This window comes from Enterobacter cloacae complex sp. SYL003 (assembly GCF_049236925.1).
In the GTDB taxonomy this organism is placed as follows: domain Bacteria; phylum Pseudomonadota; class Gammaproteobacteria; order Enterobacterales; family Enterobacteriaceae; genus Enterobacter; species Enterobacter intestinihominis.
Genome location: NZ_JBMKJK010000006.1, coordinates 222,363 through 241,836, shown reverse-complemented (window position 1 = coordinate 241,836; position 19,474 = coordinate 222,363). Strand labels below are relative to the sequence as shown.

The 19,474-nt window shown below is 56.1% G+C and carries 18 protein-coding genes; 10 read left to right on the top strand and 8 right to left on the bottom strand.

Annotated features, from left to right (window positions below; genetic code table 11):
- Positions 1–119: 119 nt before the first annotated feature.
- The 7 genes from yidZ to rpmH all read right to left on the bottom strand — a co-directional run bounded on the left by yidZ (position 120) and on the right by rpmH (position 6,167).
- Positions 120–1,091 (bottom strand): HTH-type transcriptional regulator YidZ, encoded by a 972-nt coding sequence (gene yidZ, locus ACOT1A_RS10410; protein WP_022649883.1) that lies wholly within the window; start codon positions 1,089–1,091, stop codon positions 120–122.
- A complete protein-coding gene (locus tag ACOT1A_RS10405) occupies positions 1,060–2,235 on the bottom strand; it encodes an MFS transporter (protein WP_032622027.1) in 1,176 nt (391 codons plus the stop codon). Before ACOT1A_RS10405 ends, yidZ begins: the two co-directional genes overlap by 32 nt.
- A 111-nt stretch (positions 2,236–2,346) precedes the next feature.
- Positions 2,347–3,711 (bottom strand): tRNA uridine-5-carboxymethylaminomethyl(34) synthesis GTPase MnmE, encoded by a 1,365-nt coding sequence (gene mnmE / locus ACOT1A_RS10400; protein ID WP_022649885.1) that lies wholly within the window; start codon positions 3,709–3,711, stop codon positions 2,347–2,349.
- A 72-nt stretch (positions 3,712–3,783) separates the two neighbouring features.
- Positions 3,784–5,427: a membrane protein insertase YidC gene (gene yidC / locus ACOT1A_RS10395; RefSeq protein WP_023298949.1), complete on the bottom strand. Its 1,644-nt coding sequence runs from the start codon at positions 5,425–5,427 to the stop codon at positions 3,784–3,786.
- Positions 5,428–5,429: 2 nt separating this feature from the next.
- A complete protein-coding gene (yidD, locus tag ACOT1A_RS10390) occupies positions 5,430–5,687 on the bottom strand; it encodes a membrane protein insertion efficiency factor YidD (protein WP_001307474.1) in 258 nt (85 codons plus the stop codon).
- Entirely contained in the window at positions 5,651–6,010 is a 360-nt protein-coding gene (gene rnpA / locus ACOT1A_RS10385) for a ribonuclease P protein component (protein ID WP_006808764.1), read from the bottom strand. The genes yidD and rnpA overlap by 37 nt, the downstream gene beginning before the upstream one ends.
- 16 nt (positions 6,011–6,026) lie before the next feature.
- The gene (gene rpmH / locus ACOT1A_RS10380) at positions 6,027–6,167 is read right to left on the bottom strand and encodes a 50S ribosomal protein L34 (protein ID WP_000831330.1); all 141 of its coding nucleotides are present in this window, start codon (positions 6,165–6,167) and stop codon (positions 6,027–6,029) included.
- A gap of 638 nt (positions 6,168–6,805) precedes the next feature.
- On the opposite strand from rpmH, the gene dnaA reads away from it, so the two are divergent.
- Genes dnaA through gyrB form a run of 4 tightly spaced genes read left to right on the top strand, consistent with a single transcriptional unit; the run spans position 6,806 to position 12,818 of the window.
- Entirely contained in the window at positions 6,806–8,200 is a 1,395-nt protein-coding gene (dnaA, locus tag ACOT1A_RS10375; RefSeq protein WP_003861124.1) for a chromosomal replication initiator protein DnaA, read from the top strand.
- A 4-nt stretch (positions 8,201–8,204) separates the two neighbouring features.
- On the top strand, positions 8,205–9,305 hold the full coding sequence (dnaN, locus tag ACOT1A_RS10370; protein WP_003861122.1) for a DNA polymerase III subunit beta: 1,101 nt from the start codon (positions 8,205–8,207) through the stop codon (positions 9,303–9,305).
- A complete protein-coding gene (gene recF / locus ACOT1A_RS10365) occupies positions 9,305–10,378 on the top strand; it encodes a DNA replication/repair protein RecF (protein ID WP_022646527.1) in 1,074 nt (357 codons plus the stop codon). The genes dnaN and recF overlap by 1 nt, the downstream gene beginning before the upstream one ends.
- A gap of 28 nt (positions 10,379–10,406) precedes the next feature.
- Positions 10,407–12,818 carry a DNA topoisomerase (ATP-hydrolyzing) subunit B gene (gene gyrB, locus ACOT1A_RS10360; RefSeq protein ID WP_023305131.1) on the top strand — a complete coding sequence of 804 codons (2,412 nt, stop codon included), beginning with the start codon at positions 10,407–10,409 and terminating at the stop codon, positions 12,816–12,818.
- Between the two features lie 34 nt (positions 12,819–12,852).
- On the opposite strand, the gene ACOT1A_RS10355 is transcribed toward gyrB, so the two are convergent.
- Positions 12,853–13,788, bottom strand: coding sequence for a LysR family transcriptional regulator (locus ACOT1A_RS10355; RefSeq protein WP_063148996.1), 936 nt, complete (start codon positions 13,786–13,788; stop codon positions 12,853–12,855).
- A 110-nt stretch (positions 13,789–13,898) separates the two neighbouring features.
- On the opposite strand from ACOT1A_RS10355, the gene ACOT1A_RS10350 reads away from it, so the two are divergent.
- The 6 genes from ACOT1A_RS10350 to dgoD all read left to right on the top strand — a co-directional run bounded on the left by ACOT1A_RS10350 (position 13,899) and on the right by dgoD (position 19,387).
- Positions 13,899–14,924, top strand: coding sequence for a zinc-dependent alcohol dehydrogenase family protein (locus tag ACOT1A_RS10350; RefSeq protein ID WP_180256976.1), 1,026 nt, complete (start codon positions 13,899–13,901; stop codon positions 14,922–14,924).
- 113 nt (positions 14,925–15,037) lie between these two features.
- Complete coding sequence (gene yidA / locus ACOT1A_RS10345; RefSeq protein WP_023305134.1) at positions 15,038–15,850, top strand: sugar-phosphatase; 813 nt, start codon at positions 15,038–15,040, stop codon at positions 15,848–15,850.
- Between the two features lie 226 nt (positions 15,851–16,076).
- Positions 16,077–16,766, top strand: coding sequence for a D-galactonate utilization transcriptional regulator DgoR (gene dgoR, locus ACOT1A_RS10340; RefSeq protein WP_003861109.1), 690 nt, complete (start codon positions 16,077–16,079; stop codon positions 16,764–16,766).
- Complete coding sequence (locus ACOT1A_RS10335) at positions 16,763–17,641, top strand: 2-dehydro-3-deoxygalactonokinase (protein ID WP_276169975.1); 879 nt, start codon at positions 16,763–16,765, stop codon at positions 17,639–17,641. Before dgoR ends, ACOT1A_RS10335 begins: the two co-directional genes overlap by 4 nt.
- Complete coding sequence (locus ACOT1A_RS10330) at positions 17,625–18,242, top strand: 2-dehydro-3-deoxy-6-phosphogalactonate aldolase (protein ID WP_063841676.1); 618 nt, start codon at positions 17,625–17,627, stop codon at positions 18,240–18,242. Before ACOT1A_RS10335 ends, ACOT1A_RS10330 begins: the two co-directional genes overlap by 17 nt.
- Entirely contained in the window at positions 18,239–19,387 is a 1,149-nt protein-coding gene (gene dgoD, locus ACOT1A_RS10325) for a galactonate dehydratase (RefSeq protein WP_017694024.1), read from the top strand. Before ACOT1A_RS10330 ends, dgoD begins: the two co-directional genes overlap by 4 nt.
- Positions 19,388–19,474 lie beyond the last annotated feature (87 nt).

Below are 19,474 nucleotides of genomic sequence, written 5' to 3'. Positions count from 1 at the left end.
TCGCTCCCTGATAATGGTCGTAGTCGGTTAAACGGTTACATGATTATCGCTTAACTCAGCTTCTGTTTTAATCAGTAAATAGAAATAAGAGAAGCCTGAGGACCGAACTTTACATTATCTTAGGCAAAAACCTGACCTGGCGCGGTATACAGGGCTTTTATAGTTTCGCGCAGCCAGATAATTTTCGGATTATGGCTGTTCCGCTTATGCCAGATTAGCGTGAAGGGTACGGTCAGCTTTTCTGCCTGCGCCTCATCGATGGGAATGGGAAGGCAGACCAGATTACGCTGGTGGAGTTGATTGTAGTGATGGCAGTAGTAGGGCGCAGTGGCAATGTAGTTGTGGTCCGGCTGAGCCGCCATAAACATCGACTGTTCAAAGCCGGGCAGGCTCATGGCGACGTTGCGCTCCCGGCCCATCTCTTTTAGCACTTCATCAAGCGCCCAGGTATCGCTGCGCTCCCAGAAGATGCTGATATGCGGGTAGCGCAGAAACGTCTCAAGGTTCCACGCTTCGTGAAGTGCCGGATGATCTTCTCGCAGATAGACGCACGGACGGTCGCTGAACAGGATTTCGTAGTCAATAAACCACGGCATCAGCTTTAGCAGCTCGCGGGAGCGCGGGTGCGTTTCGCGGCCGGTAAAACCGAGATCGACCTCCCCGCGCGTAATGGCGTCCAGCGAATCATAATCCCACTGGCGCAACTTCACCGTCGCCTGTGGGTAGCGCTCATTCACCTGCTCCAGCAGGGTGTTGAAGCGAATCAGCATCAGCGGCGTTTCGGCGGCGAGCACAAACTTGAGCCCGCCTGGAGAGCTATGGTGGAATTTATCGACGATCTGATTGCCAATCTGCATCCAGTCGGCCAGATCCTGTTCCAGACTCACCGTTAGCGGCGTGGGCAGTAGCCCTAAAGGCGTTTTCACAAACAGCGGATCGTCGAACCAGTCGCGCAGCTTCGCCAGCGATTTACTCACCGCGGACGGCGTCACGTTCATTCGCTTCGCGGCTTTGGTGACGCTGCGCTCCTGCAACAACAACTGCAGGCAAAGTAAAAGATTAAGATCGAGACTGCTGATGGGCTTCTTCATAGTGCGCCGCGGGCTGGATGACCATAAGTAAGGTAATGCAGAGTATGCTACAGCCAATCAGAACCCCGATCAGCATATTCAGCGCGTTAAGGCCGATCACCGCCGCCAGCCAAATCCACAGCGACGAACCGCAGACCTGCGCAATGCCCAGCACCGAGCTTGCCACGCCTGCCCGCAGTGAGAACGGGCCAAGCGCCTGACTCATCGCCACGCCGAAGCCGCCGGAGAATCCGGCGCAGATCAGGGTCATACCCACCAGCATCAGCGCATGTGAGGTGGCGGTCGCCAGAATTACGCCTGCGGCGAGAAACAGCGTCTGTGAAGCGAGCATCAGCGTGCGCTGGCGGAAGATATTGAGCGCAAAGGGCATCGAGAATGAAACCGCCATGCTGACCATCGCATTGAGCGCCATCACCGTCGAATACTCACCGCGATCGAAGCCTATCGTCTCCATCAGTAACACCGGGGAAACGTTTACATATGTGAGGATCACCGCCACGCTGAGCGTGATGATGGCCAGGCGGCTCAGGAAAAAGCGATTCAGAAGCTTTTCAGCCGGATGAATGGTAGCAGCGTGGTGCGTCTGCTGCGAACCGGGATGGGTCTCTTTCAACACCGTTACGGACAGTATAAAGACGATGGCGCCCATTGTGGCCATGGTCCAGAAAAGGCTCTGCCACGGAAATTTCAGCATGATCAGGTAGCCTACAACCGGTGCCAGCACCGGGATGATGCAGGTAATGCCGTTCAGCATCGACAGCACCCTGGCGCGGCGCTGGGCGCTCAAGGTATCGCGCAGAATGGCAAACGCCACCACGTAACAGCCGCCCGCGCCAATGCCCTGGATAAAGCGCCCTGACAGGAACATTGTGCTTTCCTGAGCCATTGAACACAGTACCGATGCCAGCGTAAAGATAACCGCCCCCGTAATGGCGACGGGTTGACGGCCGGCTCTGTCCGCGATTTTCCCGGCAAATACCATCGACGACGCCATTCCCGCGAGGTAGGCCGAAAACGCGATGTGCAGTTGCGCCTCGCTGGCACCCAGATCGCGTGCAATATGCGGTAGCCCCACCAGATACATATCAATACCGGACGGATACAGCAGAACTAATGCGAAACTACAAAACAGAAAACGAGCCATAAATCCCCCATAGGTGCAGGCAAGCAGGATAGGGGGCATGGGGGGATTAAGCGAGTTGCCATTGGGACAATGGTGATTTCCCTGGAGGAAATCACCATGTTCTATCGGGAATTACTTACCAATACAGAAGCTTGAGAAAATTCGTCCAAGCAGATCGTCCGACGTAAACTCCCCGGTGATCTCGCTCAGGTTCTGCTGCGCCAGACGCAGTTCCTCCGCCAGCAGCTCGCCGGCCCAAGCGCCGATCAGCTGGGCTTTGCCCTGCTCAAGGTGGCGAGCCGCCTCTTCCAGCGCCTGCAAGTGACGACGACGGGCCAAGAAGCCGCCCTCCATACTGGTGTCGAAGCCCATGCTCTGTTTGAGATGGTTACGCAGGGCTTCCACGCCTTCCCCGGTACGGGCCGACAGGCGAATAAGTGAGTGACCATTCACATCGCTGATGCCCAGCGTTTCGCCGGTAACGTCGGCCTTATTGCGCACCACGGTGATCGGCAGTTTGGCCGGGAGACGGGCGATAAAGTCTGGCCAGATTTCTGCCGGGTCAACGGCGTCGGTTGTGGTTCCGTCCACCATAAACAGCACGCGGTCGGCCTGCTCGATCTCCTGCCAGGCGCGTTCGATACCGATACGCTCGACTTCATCGCTCGCATCGCGAAGGCCAGCGGTATCGATGATGTGCAGCGGCATGCCGTCGATATGGATATGCTCGCGCAGGACGTCGCGGGTGGTACCGGCTATGTCGGTCACGATCGCCGCTTCACGGCCCGCCAGGGCGTTCAGCAGGCTTGATTTCCCGGCGTTGGGGCGACCAGCAATGACCACCTTCATGCCCTCACGCAGCAGGCTGCCCTGGCGCGCTTCGGCGCGAACGGCATCCAGATCGTTCATCACCTGGTTGAGCTGGGCTTCGATTTTGCCGTCAGAAAGGAAGTCAATCTCCTCGTCCGGGAAGTCGATAGCCGCTTCAACATAGATTCGCAGGTGAGTAAGTGCTTCCACAAGGTGATTCACGCGTGCGGAAAATGCCCCCTGCAACGAGTTCAGCGCGGAGCGGGCTGCCTGTTCGGAACTGGCGTCGATCAGGTCGGCAATCGCTTCGGCCTGCGCCAGGTCGAGCTTATCGTTCAGGAAGGCACGCTCGGAGAACTCACCCGGCTTCGCAATGCGCAGGCCAGGCAGGGTCAGAATACGTTTTAACAGCAGGTCGAGGATCACCGGGCCGCCGTGACCCTGAAGCTCCAGCACGTCTTCGCCGGTAAAAGAGTTTGGGCCGGGGAACCACAGCGCAATGCCCTGGTCCAGCGAGGTGCCGTCGGCATCTTTAAATGGCAGATAATCAGCGTAGCGCGGCTTTGGCAGTTTACCCAGCACCGCTTCGGCCACCTCACGCGCCTTCAGGCCGGAGATGCGCAGAATGCCTACACCACCGCGTCCCGGTGGGGTTGCCTGGGCGACGATAGTGTCGTTATGGCTCATGGTTGCTCTCGTTCAATACAAATAAAAAAGGCGGTCAATCGACCGCCCTTATTTTAGCGTTAAGTTACCGAATCAGGACTTTTTCTTTTCGCGGCTATGCAGGCCACGTTTTTCCAGACCACGGTAAATCAGCTGCTGCTGGATGATGGTCACCAGGTTGCTGACGATATAGTACAGCACCAGACCTGACGGGAACCACAGGAAGAACACGGTGAAGATGACCGGCATAAAGGTCATGATCTTCTGCTGCATCGGGTCAGTCACGGTGGTCGGAGACATCTTCTGGATGAAGAACATCGTCACGCCCATCAGGATCGGCAGGATGTAGTACGGGTCCTGTGCGGACAGGTCATGGATCCACAGGGCGAACGGCGCGTGGCGCAGCTCAACGGAACCCATCAGCATGTAGTACAGCGCAAGGAAGATTGGCATCTGAATCAGCAGCGGGAAGCAACCACCCAGTGGGTTCACTTTTTCTGCTTTATACAGGGCCATCATCTCCTGGCTCTGACGCTGTTTGTCATCGCCCAGACGCTCACGCATAGCCTGAATCTTCGGCTGTAGCATACGCATCTTCGCCATGGAGGTGTACTGCGCTTTAGTCAGCGGGTACATGATGCCACGAACGATAAAGGTGATAACGATGATGGAGAAGCCCCAGTTACCCAGGAAGCTGTGGATGAACTTCAGCAGCTTAAACAGCGGCTGAGAGATGAACCACAACCAACCGTAATCAACGGTCAGATCCAGGTGCGGCGCAACGGCAGCCATTTTGTCCTGGATTTCCGGGCCGACCCACAGGGTGCTTGCCAGCTTACCGGTTTGACCCGGCTGCACCAGAACCGGCTGAGATTTGTAGCCGATGGCTGCAATACCGTTGCCGAGGTTCGCGGTGTAGAAGTTGTTCGTACCGTCGTTATTCGGTACCCACGCCGTCGCGAAATACTGTTGCAGCATTGCGACCCAACCGCCTTTAGAGCTGACGTTCAGGTTTTCGTTATCGGCAATGGTGTCGAATTTGTATTTCTCGTACTTGGTATCTGGCGTGGAGTAAGCCGCGCCACGGAAGGTATGCAGCGCAAAGTTGCTGCTTCCGGTGTCACGGTGAGACGGCAGATTGATGGACTGCTTCAGCTGACCAAAGGTAGAGATTTCCAGCGGTTTCGCACCGGTGTTCTGTACGCTGTAGCCCACGTTCACCGCATATTCACCGCGTTTCAGGGTGAAGGTTTTGGTGAAGGTGTTGCCTGCCGCGTCGGTGTAGGTCATCGGAATAACCAGTTCGTTCTGACCATCAGCCAGCACAAAGGTGTCATTCTCGACGTTATACAGTGGACGCGCACCGTTCGCCGGGTTATCCGGGCCATCACGACCGGTCAGGCCGCTCTGTGCCTGGTAGATAAACTCAGGCGTGGTTTCCAGTAACTGGAACGGTTCGGTAGACTTCAGCTCTTTCGGGTAGGTCAACAGCAGCGCCTGCTCAACATCACCACCACGGGTGTTGATAGTCAGCTCAAGCACATCGGTCTTAACCGTAATCTGTTTCCCCTGGCCACTGGCCGGTACGCCCTGGTCGGCGGCGCTACCCGCTGCGGTGGTCGTGGTCTGCGTGGTCTGCTGCTGGGGTTGAGGATTTTTATCCTGCTCCCATGCCTGCCAGATCATGAAAGACACGAACAACAAAGCGATGATAAGAAGATTGCGTTGCGAATCCATCGTTAGTGTTCTCTGGTATCAAAAGGTCCTGGAGGGACGGGGTCGTCTCCACCTGGGTGTAAAGGGTGGCATTTTAATACGCGTTTCACCGTCAACCAACTGCCTTTTATCACTCCAAACCTGCGCAATGCCTCAATTCCGTAGCTTGAGCATGTTGGCGTGAAACGGCAATGTGGCCCGAGTAGCGGACTAATCAGGCGTTGATAGACCCGAATGAGGGCTATCAGGACCCGCGAGCCAGGCGACAGTGGCGGCGCCATAATTTTTCCAACGCTTCCGAGAGAGCACGGTTATCGAGGTCGGCAACCCCTTTTTTAGCCACCACCACGAAATCCATTGAAGGCAGTTCGTGCTGACGTAAACGGAAGCTTTCACGCGTCAGACGTTTAATCCGGTTGCGTTCATGCGCACGCTTAACGTTTTTCTTGGCGACTGTGAGACCGATGCGGGGATGCCCCAGCGAATTTTGGCGGCCGAGGATGGTGATTTGCGGCGTGCCAGCCCGTAGTGGCTGCTGGAAGACGAAAGTGAAATGAGTGGGAGTTAACAAACGTAACTCCCTGGGAAATGCGAGCTTAACCACTCAGGGGTTAGCTTTATTACTTGGAAACGGTCAGACGAGCGCGGCCTTTAGCACGACGACGTGCCAGAACCTGACGACCATTTTTAGTAGCCATACGAGCACGGAAGCCGTGAGAACGGTTGCGCTTCAGTACAGACGGTTGAAAAGTGCGTTTCATGGCGATTTCTACCTAAACTTGAATAAATTCACTGACTTTTGCGTATACCCGAACGAGATTCGAACGACTAACGCCTCAGCGTGGGTGATTAAAGAGGCCGGATTGTAATAATTGTACACTCCGGAGTCAATTCTCTTTCCTTAAATCCCTGCGTATTTCCGCACGATTTCGCGTGGAAAATGAGCAACGAACGACGCAGGAAGATGAGCATCACGCGCCGGGTCGAGGATTATACGGGCTCGCCAACAAAGCGCAAGGATCCTCCTGGATCTTCGTTAGATCATTTAAGCCCAAAATTGTCTGTGCTCATTAAATTTTCCAATATGCGGCCTAAATCGCGAGGCACTCGCGTCAGGATCGTTTACACTTACCCGATTCCGGATCTTCCTGTGGATAAATCGGGAAGAATCTGTGAGAAACAGAAGATCTCTGGCTCAGTTTAGGCTATGATCCGCGGTCCTGATCGGGATCCAGCGATCCTGGCCGGACATAAACACAACATCGTTCAGGCTGTATCAACGATAGCGTGTATAACCGCAGATAGCGGTTCGCACATCACCCTGATGGGGTCATGTCGATGTGCGCCAACAATCATGAATATTCAATAGTTTTCTTTTATTGTTCGAGTGGAGTCCGCCGTGTCACTTTCGCTTTGGCAGCAGTGTCTTGCCCGATTGCAGGATGAGTTACCAGCCACAGAATTCAGTATGTGGATCCGCCCATTGCAGGCGGAACTGAGCGATAACACGCTGGCTTTGTACGCGCCAAACCGTTTCGTGCTCGATTGGGTAAGGGATAAATACCTTAATAACATCAATGGACTGCTGAACGATTTCTGCGGGTCAGATGCCCCACAGCTGCGTTTTGAAGTGGGCACAAAGCCGGTCACCCAAACCGTTCGTGAAGTTGTCAATGTGGCAGCCCCTGCACAGGCGGCGCCCGCTCCAGCGCCTCGCGTTGCACCGGCTCGTCAGGGCTGGGATAACGTTCCGGCCCCCGCTGAGCCTACCTACCGCTCTAATGTTAACGTGAAACACACGTTCGATAACTTCGTTGAAGGTAAGTCGAACCAGCTGGCGCGCGCGGCGGCCCGTCAGGTTGCCGATAATCCCGGTGGTGCTTACAACCCGCTGTTCCTTTATGGCGGCACGGGTCTCGGTAAAACGCACCTGCTGCATGCGGTGGGCAACGGCATTATGGCGCGTAAGCCCAATGCCAAAGTAGTGTATATGCACTCCGAACGCTTCGTTCAGGACATGGTAAAAGCCCTGCAAAACAATGCGATCGAAGAGTTTAAACGCTACTACCGTTCCGTTGATGCGCTGCTGATCGATGACATCCAGTTCTTTGCCAATAAAGAACGATCGCAGGAAGAGTTTTTCCACACCTTTAACGCCCTGCTGGAAGGCAATCAGCAGATCATTTTGACCTCGGATCGTTATCCAAAAGAGATCAACGGCGTTGAAGATCGTCTCAAATCCCGCTTCGGCTGGGGCCTGACCGTGGCGATCGAGCCGCCGGAGCTGGAAACCCGCGTCGCGATCCTGATGAAAAAAGCCGACGAGAACGACATTCGCCTGCCGGGTGAAGTGGCGTTCTTTATTGCCAAGCGCCTGCGTTCCAACGTTCGTGAGCTGGAAGGGGCACTGAACCGCGTTATCGCCAACGCCAATTTTACCGGTCGTGCGATCACCATCGATTTTGTGCGTGAAGCGCTGCGCGATTTGTTGGCATTGCAGGAAAAACTGGTCACCATCGACAATATTCAGAAGACGGTGGCTGAGTACTACAAGATCAAAGTGGCAGATTTACTGTCTAAACGTCGTTCCCGCTCGGTGGCGCGTCCGCGTCAGATGGCGATGGCGCTGGCAAAAGAGCTCACCAACCACAGCCTGCCGGAAATCGGTGATGCGTTTGGTGGCCGTGACCATACGACCGTGCTGCACGCCTGTCGCAAGATTGAGCAGTTACGCGAAGAAAGCCACGACATAAAAGAAGATTTTTCCAATTTAATCAGAACATTATCATCGTGACGCTATGAAATTTACCGTTGAACGTGAACATTTATTAAAACCGCTGCAACAGGTGAGTGGCCCATTAGGCGGCCGCCCTACGCTGCCTATTCTTGGAAACCTGCTGCTTCAGGTCGCTGACGGTACGCTGTCGCTGACCGGCACAGATCTGGAAATGGAAATGATCGCGCGCGTTACGCTGACTCAGCCGCACGACGCGGGCGCGACCACGGTTCCGGCACGTAAATTCTTTGATATTTGCCGTGGGTTGCCGGAAGGCGCTGAAATCGCCGTGCAGCTGGAGGGCGACCGCATGCTGGTGCGCTCTGGCCGCAGCCGTTTCTCCCTCTCCACGCTGCCCGCTGCGGACTTCCCGAACCTGGATGACTGGCAGAGCGAAGTTGAATTTACCCTGCCGCAGGCGACGATGAAGCGTCTGATTGAAGCCACGCAGTTCTCCATGGCGCATCAGGACGTTCGTTACTACTTAAACGGCATGCTGTTCGAAACCGAAGGTGAAGAGCTGCGTACCGTGGCTACAGACGGTCACCGTCTGGCGGTCTGTTCCATGCCGATTGGCGATTCACTGCCAAACCATTCGGTGATCGTACCGCGTAAAGGCGTAATTGAACTGATGCGTATGCTCGACGGCGGCGACACCCCGCTGCGCGTGCAGATCGGTAGCAACAATATTCGTGCCCACGTGGGCGATTTTGTCTTCACATCGAAGCTGGTAGACGGACGTTTCCCGGATTATCGCCGCGTATTGCCGAAGAACCCGGACAAAACGCTGGAGGCAGGTTGCGACATCCTCAAGCAGGCGTTCGCGCGCGCCGCTATTCTCTCCAACGAGAAATTCCGCGGCGTACGTCTGTACGTGAGTGAAAACCAGATCAAAATCACCGCCAACAACCCGGAGCAGGAAGAGGCAGAAGAGATTCTGGACGTCACCTACGCCGGGGCTGAGATGGAAATCGGCTTCAACGTCAGCTATGTGCTGGATGTGCTGAATGCACTGAAATGCGAGAACGTTCGCATCCTGCTGACTGACTCCGTTTCGAGCGTACAGATTGAAGATGCCGCATCACAGTCGGCTGCTTATGTTGTCATGCCAATGAGACTGTAATGTCGCTCACCCGTCTGTTGATCCGCGACTTTCGCAACATCGAGAGCGCGGATCTCGCTTTATCCCCTGGCTTTAATTTCCTGGTTGGCGCGAACGGCAGCGGCAAAACCAGCGTGCTGGAAGCCATCTATACGCTCGGTCATGGCCGGGCGTTTCGCAGTTTGCAGATTGGTCGCGTGATTCGCCACGAGCAGGATGCGTTTGTGCTGCATGGGCGCTTACAGGGTGCCGAGCGGGAAACTGCCATCGGCCTGACCAAAGACAAGCAGGGCGACAGCAAGGTGCGCATCGACGGCACCGACGGCCACAAGGTGGCGGAGCTGGCACTGCTGATGCCGATGCAGCTGATTACGCCGGAGGGGTTTACTTTACTCAACGGCGGCCCCAAATACAGAAGAGCGTTCCTCGACTGGGGATGCTTTCACAATGAAGCCGGTTTCTTTAACGCCTGGAGCAATCTGAAGCGTCTGCTTAAACAGCGTAACGCCGCATTGCGCCAGGTCACGCGCTACGCCCAGCTGCGTCCGTGGGACATGGAATTAATTCCTCTTGCGGAACAAATCAGCCGCTGGCGTGCCGAATACAGCGCAGGTATCGCCGAAGACATGGCCGATACCTGCAAACAGTTTTTACCCGAGTTCTCTCTCACCTTCTCTTTCCAGCGTGGCTGGGAAAAAGAGACGGATTATGCCGAGGTGTTAGAGAGAAGCTTCGAGCGCGATCGCATGTTGACCTACACCGCGCACGGCCCGCACAAGGCGGATTTCCGCATTCGTGCCGACGGTGCGCCGGTGGAAGACACGCTGTCGCGCGGGCAGCTGAAGCTCCTGATGTGCGCGCTGCGCCTGGCGCAGGGGGAGTTCCTCACCCGCGAAAGTGGGCGACGCTGCCTGTACCTGATAGATGATTTTGCCTCGGAACTTGACGACGCGCGGCGCGGGCTACTTGCCAGCCGCTTAAAAGCCACGCAGTCGCAGGTTTTCGTCAGCGCCATTAGCGCTGAACACGTTATGGACATGTCGGACGAAAATTCGAAGATGTTTACCGTGGAAAAGGGTAAAATAACGGATTAACCCAAGTTGAAATGAGCGAGAAACGTTGATGTCGAATTCTTATGACTCCTCCAGTATCAAAGTCCTGAAAGGACTGGATGCGGTGCGTAAGCGCCCGGGTATGTATATCGGCGACACGGATGACGGCACCGGTCTGCACCACATGGTATTCGAGGTGGTAGATAACGCTATCGACGAAGCGCTCGCGGGTCACTGTAAAGACATCGTGGTCACGATCCATGCGGACAACTCCGTGTCCGTTACCGATGATGGTCGTGGCATCCCAACCGGTATTCACCCGGAAGAGGGCGTATCTGCTGCGGAAGTGATCATGACCGTTCTGCACGCAGGCGGTAAGTTCGATGATAACTCCTATAAAGTTTCCGGCGGTCTGCACGGCGTAGGCGTATCCGTAGTAAACGCCCTGTCGCAGAAGCTGGAGCTGGTTATCCAGCGCGAAGGCAAAATTCACCGCCAGATTTACACCCATGGTGTGCCGCAGGCACCGCTGGCCGTTACCGGTGATACCGACAAAACCGGTACCATGGTGCGTTTCTGGCCGAGCCTTGAAACCTTCACCAACGTCACCGAATTCGAGTACGAGATCCTGGCGAAACGCCTGCGTGAACTGTCGTTCCTGAACTCCGGCGTGTCGATTCGACTGCGCGACAAACGCGACAACAAAGAAGACCACTTCCACTACGAAGGCGGTATCAAGGCGTTCGTTGAGTATCTGAACAAGAACAAAACGCCAATTCACCCGAATATCTTCTACTTCTCTACTGAAAAAGACGGTATCGGCGTGGAAGTGGCACTGCAGTGGAACGATGGTTTCCAGGAAAACATCTACTGCTTTACCAACAACATTCCACAGCGCGACGGTGGTACGCACCTTGCGGGCTTCCGCGCGGCGATGACCCGTACCCTGAACGCCTACATGGACAAAGAAGGCTACAGCAAAAAAGCGAAAGTCAGCGCCACCGGCGACGATGCCCGTGAAGGCCTGATTGCCGTGGTCTCCGTGAAGGTGCCGGATCCGAAATTCTCCTCACAGACCAAAGACAAGCTGGTCTCTTCTGAGGTGAAATCGGCGGTTGAACAGCAGATGAACGAACTGCTGAGCGAATACCTGCTGGAAAACCCGTCCGACGCGAAAATCGTGGTGGGTAAAATTATCGATGCGGCGCGTGCCCGTGAAGCGGCGCGTAAAGCCCGTGAAATGACCCGCCGTAAAGGCGCGCTGGACCTGGCAGGCCTGCCGGGCAAACTGGCTGACTGCCAGGAACGCGATCCGGCGCTGTCTGAACTGTACCTCGTGGAAGGGGACTCCGCGGGCGGTTCTGCAAAGCAGGGCCGTAACCGCAAGAACCAGGCGATTCTGCCGCTGAAGGGTAAAATCCTTAACGTTGAGAAAGCGCGCTTCGACAAGATGCTCTCTTCTCAGGAAGTGGCGACGCTCATCACCGCGCTCGGCTGCGGCATCGGTCGCGACGAGTACAACCCGGACAAACTGCGCTATCACAGCATCATCATCATGACCGATGCGGACGTCGACGGCTCGCACATTCGTACGCTGCTGTTGACCTTCTTCTATCGTCAGATGCCGGAAATCGTTGAGCGCGGCCACGTCTACATTGCCCAGCCGCCGCTGTATAAAGTGAAGAAAGGCAAGCAGGAACAGTACATTAAAGATGACGAGGCGATGGATCAGTACCAAATCGCGATCGCCCTTGATGGTGCGACCCTGCACGCAAACTCCAGCGCGCCAGCGCTGGCCGGTGAACCGCTGGAGCGTCTGGTCTCCGAGTTCAACGCGACGCAGAAAATGATTGGCCGTATGGAGCGTCGCTATCCGAAAGCGCTGCTGAAAGAGCTGATTTATCAGCCGACCCTGACCGAAGCCGATCTGAGCAACGAGCAGACCGTCACCCGCTGGGTGAACACCCTGGTGAGCGAGCTGAACGAGAAAGAGCAGCACGGCAGCCAGTGGAAGTTTGACGTTCAGCAGAACGCTGAGCAGCAGTTCGAGCCGATTGTTCGCGTGCGTACCCACGGCGTCGATACCGACTACCCGCTGGAGCACGAGTTTGTTACCGGTCCGGAATACCGCCGTATCTGCACCCTCGGCGAGAAGCTGCGTGGTCTGATCGAAGACGACGCGTTCATCGAACGTGGCGAGCGTCGTCAGCCGGTAGCCAGCTTCGAACAGGCGCTGGAGTGGCTGGTGAAAGAGTCCCGTCGTGGCCTCTCTATTCAGCGTTATAAAGGCCTGGGCGAAATGAACCCGGATCAGCTGTGGGAAACCACCATGGATCCGGAAAGCCGTCGCATGCTGCGCGTCACCGTTAAAGATGCAATCGCAGCGGATCAGCTGTTCACTACCCTGATGGGTGACGCGGTTGAACCACGTCGCGCCTTCATCGAAGAGAACGCCCTGAAAGCGGCGAATATCGATATTTAATCGTCGTTATACCGCACGATAACAGGCCGCGCTTTTAGCGCGGCTTTTTTATGGGCGCAGGCATATCCAGCGACATCACGGACGGTAAACGGCTCGCCAGCGTATCTATCGCTATTCTAACCCTCAGCGGCAGATGCGGCGTCTGCTGCCAGACTGCATGAACGTCGAAGCGCACGTCCGGTGCCTGCTTTAAAAGCGGGATGAGTTTTCCCTGATGTATTTCTCTGCGGGCCATCCAGCAGGGCAACCACGCAAGGCCGTGTCCGGCCAGCGCAGCGTCGCAGATTGCCTGTAAATCATCCATATTGAGCGATGAGCGGGGAGTAAAGGTGTGCGATCTCCCTTCGCTATCCATTAGCTGCCAGGGCAGCACTCTGCCTGATCGCAGATAGTTAATGGCAGTGTGGTGGGGTAAATCAGCAACGTTTTCTGGCTGGCCGTTCTTCATCAGGTAATCCGGGGCGGCACACAGCACCATGCGATGCTCGCCCAGCCTTCTGGCGACCAGCAGGCTGCTGTCCTGCAGCGTGCCGTTACGTACCGCCATATCAAAGCCTTCCTCTACCAGATCCACCACGCGGTCGCTGAATGACATTTCAAGCTCAAGCCCAGGATGTTCCTGCGTCAGTTCTATCAGCAGTGGCGCGACGCACTGGCGACCAAACAGAACCGGCATGGCGACGCGCAGGCGGCCGCTGACCTGCTGCTTCCCTGTTTCAAGCAGCGACTCCGCGCCCCGAATCTCCTCCAGCGCGCGAAGGCAGCGTTCATAAAACAGAGCGCCGTTGTCGGTCAGCCTCTGGCTGCGGGTGGTACGCTGGAAAAGACGTACGCCCAGCCGCTCTTCAAGACGAGCAATGCTTTTTCCTACCGCCGAGCGCGACAAATGCAGACGGACGGCGGCCTGCGCAAAACTTCCCGCCTCAACGGCGGCCACAAATACAGGTATATCCTTCAGCGTATCGGTCATGGATTGTATCCACTGCGTCATCAATTATGGGAAAACTTATCGCCACTGGCGACCAGGCGTCAACGGTAGACTGTCAGTCCTAAAGCTTATTTGATGGCAGGAGAGAAAAAATGACAGAAACAATGCAGCGCTGGTCAATGAACGCCCTTGGGCGCGAGAGCCTTCAGCTTGTTCAGGTGCCTGTGCCACAGCCCGGCCCGGGTGAGATCCGCGTGCGGGTGAGTGCCGTTGCGCTCAACTACCGGGATAAAATGGTGATTGAAGGCACGATGCCGATTCCGCTTTCCTTCCCGTTTACCCCAGCATCTGACATGGCAGGCGTGGTGGACAGCATTGGCGAAGGCGTTACGCGTTTCAAACCCGGCGCACGCGTCATCTCAACCTTCTTCCCGGAATGGATCGACGGCAAGCCGCAGGCAGACGCGCGCGATTTGCCCTATAAAACGTCCGGTGGATACTTCCAGGGCATGCTGGCCGAATATGTGATTGTGAGTGAAAACGCGCTGGTGGCGTCCCCGGAAAGCCTGGATGACGCTGAGGCCAGCACGCTTCCTTGCGCGGGGCTTACCGCATGGTTCGCGCTGGTGGAGCGCGGTCATTTACGCGCCGGGCAATCGGTGCTGGTACAAGGCACGGGCGGTGTGGCGCTATTCGCTTTGCAGATAGCAAAAGCGCACGGCGCAGAAGTTATTGTTACGTCGGGGAGTGATGAAAAACTGGCACTAGCCAAAAAGCTGGGAGCCAGCCAGGGCATCAACCGACTGAAAGGCGACTGGGCTGAAAATACGCTGGCACTGACGCAGGATCGCGGCATCGACCATATTATCGAAACCGTGGGTGGGGAGAACCTGAGACATTCCCTTCGCGCGGTAGCCGTTCACGGGCGTATCTCCGTTATTGGCGTGCTGGCCGGAACGGACATTTCCCTGCCTGCTGGCGAGCTGCTGCTGAAATCCCCCGTCATTCAGGGAATTGGGGTTGGACACCGCCGGGCGCTGGAAGATTTTGTCCGTGCTGTTGATGTCACGGAGTTAAAACCGGTGATTGAACATCGCTACCGTTTTGACGAACTGGAACAGGCGCTTGAGCATCTGGATCGCGGTGCGTTTGGCAAAATCGTTCTCACCCGCCAGTGAGTTCTTGTTCCCGGGATAAATATAAAAGGGGCTTTTTGTTACGCAAGGTAGCTCTATTTTTGTGTGCTTAATCGCGTTAGCATGAAATAGCACTCATTTATCCCGGGGACCTCATGGCTATCAAACTCATTGCAATCGATATGGACGGCACGCTGCTGCTGCCAGACCACACTATCTCTCCTGCCGTTAAAAATGCGATCGCCGCCGCACGCGAAAAAGGCGTGAACGTGGTGCTCACCACCGGACGCCCGTATGCCGGGGTGCACAGCTACCTGAAAGAGCTGCACATGAATCAGCCTGGCGATTACTGTATCACCTATAACGGCGCTCTGGTGCAAAAGGCAGCCGATGGCAGCACGGTGGCGCAAACTGCACTGAGCTATGATGACTACCGTTTCCTGGAAAAGCTCTCCCGCGAAGTGGGCTCTCACTTCCACGCGCTCGATCGCAATACGCTTTACACCGCCAACCGCGATATCAGCTACTACACGGTGCACGAGTCCTACGTTGCAACCATTCCACTGGTGTTCTGCGAAGCGGAAAACATGGACCCGGCAACCCAGTTCCTGAAAGTGATGATGATTGATGAACCTGCGGTTCTCGACAAAGCCATCTCACGCATTCCGGCTGAGGTAAAAGAGAAATACACCGTGCTGAAAAGTGCGCCGTACTTCCTCGAAATCCTCGATAAACGCGTCAATAAAGGCACGGGTGTCAAATCGCTTGCCGATGCGCTGGGCATCAAGCCTGAGGAGATTATGGCGCTGGGCGACCAGGAAAACGATATTGCGATGATCGAATATGCAGGCATGGGCGTGGCGATGGATAACGCGATCCCGTCGGTGAAAGAAGTGGCGAACTTCGTCACCAAATCTAACCTGGAAGACGGCGTGGCTTATGCGATTGAGAAATTTGTCCTGTCCTAACAGCTGTCTGTAATCATCAGCCTCGGTTATCAACCGGGGCTTTTTTTGGCGCTGAATTTATCGAATTGTTCTTTTTGTGATCTGGATTGTAGTACAACATTAACTGATTGTACTACATTGTCACCACGGCAATGGCGAAAGGACTCACGTTTGTACTGCAAAAGTGAGGCGAAATTCAGCGGTCGCGGTAAAGTAGTGATGGACTTACAGAGCACAAGGACTCTCCATGACACTCAATAAAACCGATCGCATTGTCATCACGCTGGGCACTCAGATTGTGGGTGGCAAATACGTTCCCGGTTCGCCGCTGCCAGCAGAGGCTGAACTGTGCGAGGAGTTTGAAACCTCGCGCAATATCATCCGGGAAGTGTTCCGCTCGCTGATGGCGAAGCGGCTGATTGAAATGAAGCGCTATCGCGGCGCGTTTGTTGCGCCGCGTAACCAGTGGAACTACCTCGATACCGATGTTCTGCAATGGGTACTGGAAAACGACTACGACCCACGGCTTATCGGCGCGATGAGCGAAGTCCGAAATCTGGTGGAACCGGCCATCGCCCGCTGGGCGGCAGAGCGCGCAACGTCAGGTGACCTGGCACAGATTGAGTCGGCGTTAAACGACATGATCGCCAATAACCAGAATCGGGAGGCGTTCAACGAGGCGGACATTCGCTACCACGAGGCGGTATTGCAGTCGGTGCATAACCCGGTGTTACAACAGCTTAGCGTGGCGATCAGCTCGCTACAGCGAGCAGTTTTTGAACGTACCTGGATGGGCGATGAGGCCAACATGCCGAAAACGCTTCAGGAACATAAAGCGCTGTTCGATGCGATACGGCATCAGGACGGCGATGCGGCAGAGCAGGCGGCGCTGACCATGATCGCCAGCTCGACTCGAAGGTTGAAGGAAATCACATGACATCACGCTACATCGCAATTGACTGGGGATCGACCAATCTGCGCGCCTGGCTCTACCAGGGTGAGCAGTGTCTGGAAAGCAGGCATTCAGAAGCAGGTGTGACGCGCCTGAACGGTAAATCCCCCGAAGCGGTGTTAGCAGAGGTGACACAAAACTGGCGCGACGGTACTACGCCAGTGGTGATGGCCGGAATGGTCGGCAGTAACGTGGGCTGGAAGGTTGCGCCTTACCTGTCGGTTCCGGTGCATTTCACCGCCATTGGCGATCAGTTAACGTCTGTTGGCGACAATGTCTGGATTATTCCCGGTTTATGCGTCTCTCGCGACGATAACCATAACGTGATGCGCGGCGAAGAGACGCAGCTGCTCGGGGCGCGCACCCTTTCTCCTTCTTCTGTCTACGTCATGCCCGGGACGCACTGCAAATGGGTCCAGGCGGATGCTGAGCAAATTCATGATTTCCGCACGGTGATGACCGGCGAACTGCACCACTTGCTGCTTAAGCATTCGCTGGTGGGGGCCGGTTTGCCGGAGCAAACCCCTTCGCCGGAAGCGTTTGCCGCCGGGCTTGAGCGCGGGATCGCATCCCCTGCTGTTTTGCCGCAACTTTTTGAGGTTCGCGCCTCGCACGTGCTGGGAAATCTTCCGCGCGAGCAGGTCAGCGAATTTCTGTCCGGCCTGCTGATTGGCGCCGAAGTCGCCGCCCTGAGCGACGGGTTCGCCGGGCAGCAGGCCATCACGCTCGTCGCGGGTTCATCGCTGACGTTTCGTTACCGCCAGGCGTTCCACGCTATCGGACGGGATGTTGCTGCGGTGGAAGGCGACACGGCATTTCAGGCAGGCATAAGGAGCATCGCTCATGCAGTGGCAAACTGATCTTCCCCTTATCGCGATTTTGCGCGGTATCACGCCCGGTGAGGCCTTAGCGCACGTTGGCGCGGTGATCGACGCCGGGTTCGACGCGGTGGAAATCCCGCTCAACTCCCCGGAATGGGAAAAAAGCATTCCGGCAGTTGTTAAGGCGTTCGGTGATAAGGCGCTGATTGGTGCTGGTACCGTATTACAGCCGGAGCAGGTGGATGAGCTGGCGAAGATGGGCTGCAAGCTTATCGTCACACCGAATATCAACCCCGAGGTGATCCGCCGGGCGGTGGATTACGGCATGACCGTATGCCCGGGTTGCGCCACGGCCACAGAAGCCTTTGCCGCCCTCAATGCGGGCGCACAGTCTCTCAAAATTTTCCCGTCGTCGGCCTTTGGTCCGGATTACATCAAAGCGCTGAAAGCGGTCTTACCCGCCAGCGTGCCGGTCTTTGCCGTGGGCGGCGTCACGCCGGAAAACCTGGTGCAGTGGATAAAAGCAGGTTGTGCGGGCGCGGGGCTGGGCAGCGATCTCTATCGCGCCGGACAGCCCGTTGAGCGTACCGCACAGCAGGCGGCAGCATTTGTGAAAGCGTATCGAGAGGCAGTGCAATGAAAATAACCAAACTTACCACGTACCGTTTACCCCCGCGTTGGATGTTCCTGAAAATCGAAACCGACGAAGGCGTGGTTGGCTGGGGCGAGCCGGTGATTGAAGGCCGTGCGCGTACCGTTGAAGCCGCGGTTCACGAGCTGGGCGAATACCTGATTGGCCAGGATCCGGCACGCATCAACGACCTGTGGCAGGTGATGTACCGCGCGGGCTTCTACCGCGGGGGGCCGATTCTGATGAGCGCCATCGCCGGTATCGATCAGGCGCTGTGGGATATCAAAGGCAAAGTTCTGAATGCCCCGGTCTGGCAATTAATGGGCGGCCTGGTGCGAGACAAAATCAAAGCCTACAGCTGGGTGGGCGGTGACCGCCCTGCGGAAGTGATCGACGGTATCCGGCAGCTGCGCAACATCGGTTTTGACACCTTCAAACTCAACGGCTGCGAAGAGATGGGCGTTATCGACAACTCGCGCGCGGTAGACCGGGCGGTGAACACCGTGGCGCAAATCCGCGAGGCTTTCGGCAACGAGATTGAGTTTGGCCTGGATTTCCACGGCCGCGTCAGCGCGCCAATGGCCAAAGTGCTGATTAAAGAGCTGGAGCCGTATCGCCCGCTGTTTATTGAAGAGCCTGTTCTGGCCGAGCAGGCGGAATACTATCCTAAACTGGCTGAACAGACGCACATTCCCATCGCGGCGGGGGAGCGTATGTTCTCGCGCTTCGAGTTTAAGCGCGTGCTGGAAGCGGGCGGCATTGCGATCCTGCAACCGGACCTCTCCCACGCGGGTGGCATCACCGAATGCTACAAAATTGCCGGCATGGCAGAAGCCTACGATGTGGCGCTGGCGCCGCACTGTCCGCTTGGGCCGATTGCGCTGGCAGCCTGTCTGCATGTGGACTTCGTCTCCCGTAATGCAGTGTTCCAGGAACAAAGCATGGGCATTCACTATAACAAGGGCGCGGAGCTGCTCGACTTTGTGAAAAACAAGGAAGACTTCAGCATGGAAGGCGGTTTCTTTAAACCGTTAACGAAGCCGGGCCTTGGCGTGGAGATCGACGAAGCCAAAGTCATTGAGCTGAGTAAAAGTGCGCCGGACTGGCGTAACCCACTGTGGCGTCTTGAAGACGGTTCCGTAGCCGAGTGGTAAATCGCCGGATGGCGCTACGCTTATCCGGCCTACTCTCTCGTAGGCCCGGTAAGCGAAGCGCCACCGGGCAAAAAAAACGTACATAGA

What these genes read in the sequence shown, in the direction of transcription:
- yidZ (WP_022649883.1), bottom strand. Translation starts at nt 1,091, where the DNA reads ATGAAGAAGCCCATCAGCAGTCTCGATCTTAATCTTTTACTTTGCCTG.
- ACOT1A_RS10405 (WP_032622027.1), bottom strand. Translation starts at nt 2,235, where the DNA reads ATGGCTCGTTTTCTGTTTTGTAGTTTCGCATTAGTTCTGCTGTATCCG.
- mnmE (WP_022649885.1), bottom strand. Translation starts at nt 3,711, where the DNA reads ATGAGCCATAACGACACTATCGTCGCCCAGGCAACCCCACCGGGACGC.
- yidC (WP_023298949.1), bottom strand. Translation starts at nt 5,427, where the DNA reads ATGGATTCGCAACGCAATCTTCTTATCATCGCTTTGTTGTTCGTGTCT.
- yidD (WP_001307474.1), bottom strand. Translation starts at nt 5,687, where the DNA reads ATGGCGCCGCCACTGTCGCCTGGCTCGCGGGTCCTGATAGCCCTCATT.
- rpmH (WP_000831330.1), bottom strand. Translation starts at nt 6,167, where the DNA reads ATGAAACGCACTTTTCAACCGTCTGTACTGAAGCGCAACCGTTCTCAC.
- dnaN (WP_003861122.1), top strand. Translation starts at nt 8,205, where the DNA reads ATGAAATTTACCGTTGAACGTGAACATTTATTAAAACCGCTGCAACAG.
- recF (WP_022646527.1), top strand. Translation starts at nt 9,305, where the DNA reads ATGTCGCTCACCCGTCTGTTGATCCGCGACTTTCGCAACATCGAGAGC.
- gyrB (WP_023305131.1), top strand. Translation starts at nt 10,407, where the DNA reads ATGTCGAATTCTTATGACTCCTCCAGTATCAAAGTCCTGAAAGGACTG.
- ACOT1A_RS10355 (WP_063148996.1), bottom strand. Translation starts at nt 13,788, where the DNA reads ATGACCGATACGCTGAAGGATATACCTGTATTTGTGGCCGCCGTTGAG.
- ACOT1A_RS10350 (WP_180256976.1), top strand. Translation starts at nt 13,899, where the DNA reads ATGACAGAAACAATGCAGCGCTGGTCAATGAACGCCCTTGGGCGCGAG.
- yidA (WP_023305134.1), top strand. Translation starts at nt 15,038, where the DNA reads ATGGCTATCAAACTCATTGCAATCGATATGGACGGCACGCTGCTGCTG.
- dgoR (WP_003861109.1), top strand. Translation starts at nt 16,077, where the DNA reads ATGACACTCAATAAAACCGATCGCATTGTCATCACGCTGGGCACTCAG.
- ACOT1A_RS10335 (WP_276169975.1), top strand. Translation starts at nt 16,763, where the DNA reads ATGACATCACGCTACATCGCAATTGACTGGGGATCGACCAATCTGCGC.
- ACOT1A_RS10330 (WP_063841676.1), top strand. Translation starts at nt 17,625, where the DNA reads ATGCAGTGGCAAACTGATCTTCCCCTTATCGCGATTTTGCGCGGTATC.
- dgoD (WP_017694024.1), top strand. Translation starts at nt 18,239, where the DNA reads ATGAAAATAACCAAACTTACCACGTACCGTTTACCCCCGCGTTGGATG.